Source organism: Intrasporangium sp., from assembly GCF_030452765.1.
Lineage (GTDB): Bacteria > Actinomycetota > Actinomycetes > Actinomycetales > Dermatophilaceae > Intrasporangium_A.
This window is the reverse complement of sequence record NZ_JAKDLO010000217.1, coordinates 1-6,403: the sequence shown is the minus strand read 5'-3', so window position 1 is coordinate 6,403 and position 6,403 is coordinate 1. Positions and strand designations below refer to the sequence as shown.

Sequence of the window (6,403 nt, the reverse complement as noted above, 5' to 3'; positions counted from 1 at the left end):
CGAACGGGTGGTCGAGGTGCTGCGCTGCCCTACCTGCACGACTTCATCCAGCGACTTCGCCCCCGCGTTCGAGCGGCGCGCCGTCGACCTACTGCACTTTCGATCGGGACAAGTGCACTTTCGATCGGGACAAGTGCACTCCCGATCGGGACTAGCGCACTCTCGATCGGGACTAGTGCACTCTCGATCGGGACAAGCGCACTCTCGATCGGGACTAGCGCACTCTCGATCGGGACTAGTGCACTCTCGATCGGGACTAGTGCACTCTCGATCGAGTGGTGGGCGCGCGGAGTTCACACGACGGCGCCGGGGGCAAGGTGGCCGAGCACCTCGAGGCCAACCTGCCTCATCCGGGCAAGTGCTTCGACCGCCAGCCGGCGCTCACAGCTCACGTCGTCGGCGGACCAGTTGGCCAGGGCGGCCCAGGCCACCGTGCGACCGTCGAACGTCGCCGCGCCCACATCTGCCCGCACCCCCGCATCCGTCCCCGTCTTGTTGAACACCCGGACCGGCCCATCCATGTGGGCGAGCGGGTCGAGCCCGAGCCGGTCGACGAACGCCGACCCGACCATCGACAGGTCGACGTTGGCCGAGAGCCACTGCTCCACCTGCAGGTCCGGCTCCGGGCCGAGAGCCGCCCCCGCTGCGATCCGATGCGTGAGCCGGCTCAGCTCCCCCGCCGTTCCCGTCGACAAGGTCGGCGGGTCAGTGGGGCTTCGCACGTCGCGCACCTTGTCGTGCAGGGCGGTTCGCGACAGGCCGAGGTATGCCGCCGTCCCCGCCACCGCGTCGAGCCCGACCCTGCGCAGCAGCACGTTGGTCGCGAGGTTGTCGCTGACCGCCCCGACGAGCTGCGCCGCATCGACGACCGGCAGCGTGTCGACCGACAGGTACCACCAGAGGCCCGAGTCTGCCACGGCATCGACGGGCTCGCGGGTCAACATCTCGCCGGGCGGCAGCGGCCCGTCGCTCAGGGCGCGCGCGACGTGGAGCAGGAGCAGCAGCTTGCCGACGGACGCCGAGCGCAACGGCACGTTCGCGCGCACGGAGGTGAGCGGCATACCCGACGAGTCGCGCACGCACGCCGACCACGTGAGGGCACTCACAGCGAGTCGAGCCAGTCGATGAGGATCCGGTTGACCGCGTGCGGGGCCTCCTCGGTGAGGAAGTGGCCGGCGCCGTCGACGACGACGTAGCGGTAGTCGCGCGGCACATAGACGCCCGAACCCGTGGTCGTGTCGGCGAGAACGCACCGGTCGTCCGTGCCCTGGACCTGCAGGACCGGGACCTCGACCGGGCGACGGACCCTGCGCATGAACATCGGTCCGTCCGGGCGCACCGACGATCGACCGATCCAGCGGTAGTGCTCGGCCGCCGAGTGCGCGACGAAGGGGATCATCATCGCGTCGCCGTAGCGTGCGACGTCCTCGCTCGATGGGAAGGTTCCGTGGGGCGAGGACCAGGCGGTGAGGATGCCCTCGACATAGGCGTGTGAACGGTTCATCGCGCGCTCGGGTCTGAACGGCTTCTGCAGGTCGAGGATCCAGCGGGACGCCTCGCGCTGGTGGCGGCTCGTCCACGTGGCGTGCCGGATGACGCGCGGGTGCGGCATCGACAGGGCCGCGATCGCGCGGGTCACGTCCCGCCGGAAGGTCGGCATGCACCACGCGACCCAGCCGCCCAGGCCCTGTCCGAGCACGACCGCCGACGACTCGCCGAGGGCGCGGATGATGCTTGCCGTGTCGAGCGTCGACATGTAGGTGTCGTACCCACGCGGCGGCTTGTCGGAGCCGCCGTAGCCACGTAGGTCCATCGCCGCGACCCGGTAGCCGCACGAGGCGAGCGCGGTCATCTGGTGACGCCACGTGTACCAGAACTGCGGGAAGCCGTGCAGCATCATCACGAGCGGTCCGTCCCCCATGACGGCGACGTGGAACCGGGCGCCGTTGGCGGCGACGTAGCGGTGCTCCCAGGGGCCTTCGATGTCGACGAACGCCGGGTCAACGGGCATACGGGCTCTCGGGAGACGGGCGCTCCAGGCGCGCGGGCAGGGATCGGGCCGTCGAGGCGGTCACGCCTCGGGACGGTGACGCTTCGCGTCCTCCTCCGCCTCGGCTTCCGCGAGCGTGCGCGGCAGCGCGGCCGTGGAGGCGCTGGGCGCCGAATGCCTGACCGGGTGGTCGGTCAGGTCAGCCGGGTCCTCGACGCCGGTGTCGGAGGCGAGGGCGTCGGTGGCGGTCTCCTGCCAGTCGCGTGGCGTCGTGGTCGAGGTCGGCGCGTTTCCCGGGGCCGACGACGTTGCGCCGGAAGCTCCTGCGGCCGCGCGCGACTCGGCGGCCCGGGCGGCGGTGACCCGCTCCTGCAGAGCCTGCGACCCGGACGCACGGTTGGGTGCACCCGGGGCGGCCGGGCGGGCTCCGCCCGAGGTGGAGGCGGTGCTCGAGACCGCACCGTGGCCGGCCGGGGGGGACGGGTTGCTCGCCGCGCGCTTGAGCGCCGCCACAGTCTGCTCGGCCTCCGCCACTGCCCGGGTCGGCTTCGGCTCGACGGTCTTGAGCCGCCGGATCCCGAGGAAGGCGAGGATGGCGGCGGTGATGAGGAACAGCAGGGTGACGATCAGATAGCTGAGCCACTTCGGCAGGCCGGCCGCAGTGATGCCCTCGGCGATCGTGATGAAGATGAAGTAGACCGAGTAGAAGGCGATGACTCCGGCCACCGCGAGGAGTGCCCCGCCCTTGCCGGCCTTCTTGACCTGTGCGGTGAGCTCGGCCTTCACCAGAGCGATCTCGCCGCGCATGATCGTCGAGACATCTTGGGTGAGAGAGGCGACGAGCTGGCCGAGGGTTCGCTCGTCCCGGACCTGCCCGGCCTTCGTCCTGCTCATCGGCTGCGCTCCTCATCTGCCTGACCCGCGCCTGCCAGGCGCCTGACCGTTCACACCCTACTGTGCCGACGCCGTCCTCCCGCGCGCCGATGCCCAACCGGGCGCGGCTACTGGAGCCAGCGCAGCAGGAGCGGTGAGATGAGGGCGACCGCGGCACCGAGGAGCATGCTGGGGCCGTAGGCGAACCCGCCCCTGTCCTTCCGTCGAGACATGAGCAGGGCTGCCGCGAGGACGCCTGCAACGACGAAGGCCACGATCGTGGCGATGGCCACGTGACCCCAGCCGAGCCAGCCGAGCAGCAGGCCGAGCAGGCCTGCGAGCTTGACGTCCCCGAAGCCGATCGAGCCCGGGGGCAGCGCGAAGATGAGCAGGAAGTAGAAGAGCCACAGGCCCGCCCCGCAGATGCCGGCCCGCAGCAGGGCGCCCCAGTCACCGGTGAGGTAGCTGCAACCGAAGAGCAGCACGGCCAGGATCGGATAGCTCGGCAGCTGGATGTGGTCAGGCAGGCGGTGCACGTCGAGGTCGATGAAGGCGAGCGCGACGATGGTCCAGCTTGCGACGACGTACGTGGTGGGGACGATCGGCGGGTGACCGGGCGCCAGGATCGCCCAGATCAGCACGGTCAGCACGATGGTGGCCGGGATGACCCAGACCGCCGACCGTTTCGGCAGTCTCCGCTCGTCCTCGAGCCGGTAGCGCAGGTGCACGAGCTGCGACTGCAGCACGGCGCCGGCCACCAGCCCGACGAAGGCGGCGCCGAGCAGGACCGATGGCTCAGGCATGGCCGCACCCTATGCATGAGGGGGGTCGCAAGGTAAGAGGACGAGGGCTGGACGGCCAAGGCGGTAGCGAGCAGCGCCGCCATGAGACGCACCAGGACGGGGTCGACCTGGGCCATGTCCTCTGGATGTTCCAAGGGCAGCCCGCATCGAGGCACCGGCTTCCCTGGCGGCAACCACTGCCTCTGCACGAGCCCGGTTGGCCCGATGATGCTGCCACAGTGGCAGCCCCGCGGCCAGCCCGGTCAACAGCGCTCCCGCACCGATCATCACGAGCCGCCAGAAACCCTGCTCGCGGTAGGCCAGTGAGCCGACCACCCATGCCCCGGTGGCGGCGAGGACCGTGCACGGAACCAGCCACGGCCATCGTCCCAGCGAACGGTGCGGGGCCGTCAAGGGAATGTGCAACGGGACCCGCGGTAGTGGTGAGTTCGCCAACGCCGCGAGGTGCCCGCGCCTACGCGTACTCACATCCTCATAGTGCCCATCACGAACGAATGTAAACACAGGACGACGACGCCCAGCCCATGCTGGAGGCGATGTCGTGACCAGTGCCGCCCGAGGCAAAGGCTTGTCGTTCGCTTCGCCTCGCCGTACGTTGAGTCTTGCGTCGCCGAAACCGACAAACCTTACGAAGAGGAAACGGTTATGGCACGACACCCACTCGTTCGGTCCGTCGCCGCGGCGACGGCAGCGTTGACCGGCGTCACGATCGCCGGCCTCGTCACGACAGGCACGGCGCAGGCCGCCGGCCACTCACAGCATCGCCACCAGGTCACGTCCGCCTCGCGCTGGACCCGCCACGTCCACGGCTCGACGCTCGCCGCGAGCCACCGTGTCCAGGTCAAGGTCTGGCTCGCCACCCGCGACGCGGACGGCCTGACCGCCCTGGCCACGACCGTGTCCGACCCCCACTCGGCGACATACGCCCACTACCTCACCTCCGCCGAGTACGACTCGAGGTTCGCGCCGACCCGCGCGGAGGTCGCGAGTGTGACCGCGTGGCTGCGTGCAGCCGGGCTGCGGGTCGAGGGGTCGGACGCGGCGCACCACTACGTCGCAGCCTCCGGTAGCGCCGCCGCCATCAACACCGCGTTCACGGCGGGGATCAAGCAGTACCACGTCGCCGGTCAGGCGGTCACCGGCGCGACCGAGCCGATCACGGTCCCGAGCCCCCTCGCGACCAGCGTGACGGCTGTCACCGGGATCGACACCCTCGGCCACCAGGTCACGCCCAACATCGATCGTGGCGGGCCCGACCCTGCTTTGAGAAGACCGGTCCGCAGCTCCGACCTCGGTCCGCCGGCCGGGTTCGTCAACGCCCCGCCCTGCTCGGCCTACTACGGCCAGAAGCAAGCGAACAACCTGCCCGCCTTCGAGGGCGAGCATCTGCCGTATGCCGTGTGCGGCTACGTCCCACGCCAGCTGCGTTCGGTCTATGGCCTGACCGGCACCCGGCTGACCGGCCGGGGGCAGACGATCGCGATCACCGATGCGTTCGAGTCGCCGTGGCTGCTCAAGGACGCCAACACCTACGCGCGGCGTCATGGTGACCAGCGGTTCCGGCGGGGTCAGTTCACCAGCAGGAGCGACACCGACTACGACCCGGCGAAGGTCGAGGCGTGCGGCGGCAACGACTGGTACTCCGAGCAGTCCCTCGATGTGGAGGCAGAGCACGCCATGGCCCCGGACGCGAGCGTCGTCTACTACGGCGCAGCGAGCTGCTACGACGACGACCTGATGGCCGCGATGGCACGAGCCGTCTCGGACAACAAGGCCTCGATCGTCAGCAACTCGTGGGGCGAGCCGACCTACGTCACCCTCGACGACGGTACCGTCGTGCCGGTCATCGACGACGCGCTCGTCACGGCCTACGAGTCGATCCTCAAGCAGGGCGCGGTGCAGGGCATCGGCTTCTACTTCTCCTCGGGCGATGGTGGCGACGAGGCGGCCGCGTACGGCGTCAAGCAGACCGACTACCCCGCGTCAGACCCGTGGGTGACCGCCGTCGGCGGGACCGCGCTGGCGATCGACCGTCACGGGCGTCGCGACTTCGAGACCGGCTGGGGCACCAAGAAGTGGGCCCTGAGCGCCGACGAGTCGACGTGGAGCGACACGGGCCTCCTCTACGGCGCCGGCGGCGGCTGCAGCGCATGGTTCACGAGCAAGCCGTTCTACCAGCGGCTCGTCCGCACGGGCTGCTCCGGGCGGGCCGTGCCCGACATCGCGATGAACGCCGACCCCAACACGGGCATGCTCATCGGGCAGACGCAGCATTTCTCGCTGCGGACCCGCTTCGGCAAGGGCACTCACTACGGCGAGTACCGGATCGGTGGCACGAGCCTGGCCTCGCCGCTGCTGGCGGGCCTGAACGCGGCCGCCCAGCAGGGCCGCTCGCGGATCGGCTTCGCGAACACGCTGATCTACCTCGTCGGGCCGGCAACCGCCTACGACGTGACCCCGCAGGGCGATCGGGGCAACGTCCGGATCGACTACGTCAACGGGCTCAACAAGGCCGACGGCACCGTCGCGTCCGTGCGAACCTTCGACGAGGACTCCAGCCTCACCACCGGTCGTGGTTGGGACGAGGTGACGGGCGTCGGCGCCCCGACGCTGGAGTACGACCTCGCGGTGCATCTGCTCCGGCTGCCCTGACCAGACATCGGGGGCTGCTGGGGTGGGGCGGCCCCACCCCCCCCCCCCGAACCAGTGGGCCCCACCGCAAAGAACGCGGGGGGCC

5 protein-coding genes are annotated in these 6,403 nt (G+C 70.2%); 1 reads left to right on the top strand and 4 read right to left on the bottom strand.

Annotation, left to right across the window (positions count from 1 at the left end; translation table 11 throughout):
* Positions 1-293: 293 nt before the first annotated feature.
* The 4 genes from L0H79_RS19655 to L0H79_RS19640 form a co-directional block, all read right to left on the bottom strand.
* On the bottom strand, positions 294-1,106 hold the full coding sequence (locus L0H79_RS19655) for a serine hydrolase (RefSeq protein ID WP_301486335.1): 813 nt from the start codon (positions 1,104-1,106) through the stop codon (positions 294-296).
* On the bottom strand, positions 1,103-2,011 hold the full coding sequence (locus tag L0H79_RS19650; RefSeq protein ID WP_301486334.1) for an alpha/beta fold hydrolase: 909 nt from the start codon (positions 2,009-2,011) through the stop codon (positions 1,103-1,105). Before L0H79_RS19650 ends, L0H79_RS19655 begins: the two co-directional genes overlap by 4 nt.
* Before the next feature lie 60 nt (positions 2,012-2,071).
* Positions 2,072-2,884, bottom strand: a complete 813-nt coding sequence (locus L0H79_RS19645) for a phage holin family protein (protein ID WP_301486333.1) — start codon at positions 2,882-2,884, stop codon at positions 2,072-2,074.
* A gap of 107 nt (positions 2,885-2,991) precedes the next feature.
* Positions 2,992-3,666 carry a prepilin peptidase gene (locus L0H79_RS19640; protein WP_301486332.1) on the bottom strand — a complete coding sequence of 225 codons (675 nt, stop codon included), beginning with the start codon at positions 3,664-3,666 and terminating at the stop codon, positions 2,992-2,994.
* Positions 3,667-4,311: 645 nt separating this feature from the next.
* On the opposite strand from L0H79_RS19640, the gene L0H79_RS19635 reads away from it, so the two are divergent.
* On the top strand, positions 4,312-6,318 hold the full coding sequence (locus tag L0H79_RS19635; protein ID WP_301486331.1) for a protease pro-enzyme activation domain-containing protein: 2,007 nt from the start codon (positions 4,312-4,314) through the stop codon (positions 6,316-6,318).
* Positions 6,319-6,403 lie beyond the last annotated feature (85 nt).

Bases quoted from the DNA above. Each gene is read 5' to 3' on its own strand.
- L0H79_RS19650 (WP_301486334.1), bottom strand. From the start codon at position 2,011: ATGCCCGTTGACCCGGCGTTCGTCGACATCGAAGGCCCCTGGGAGCAC.
- L0H79_RS19645 (WP_301486333.1), bottom strand. From the start codon at position 2,884: ATGAGCAGGACGAAGGCCGGGCAGGTCCGGGACGAGCGAACCCTCGGC.
- L0H79_RS19640 (WP_301486332.1), bottom strand. From the start codon at position 3,666: ATGCCTGAGCCATCGGTCCTGCTCGGCGCCGCCTTCGTCGGGCTGGTG.
- L0H79_RS19635 (WP_301486331.1), top strand. From the start codon at position 4,312: ATGGCACGACACCCACTCGTTCGGTCCGTCGCCGCGGCGACGGCAGCG.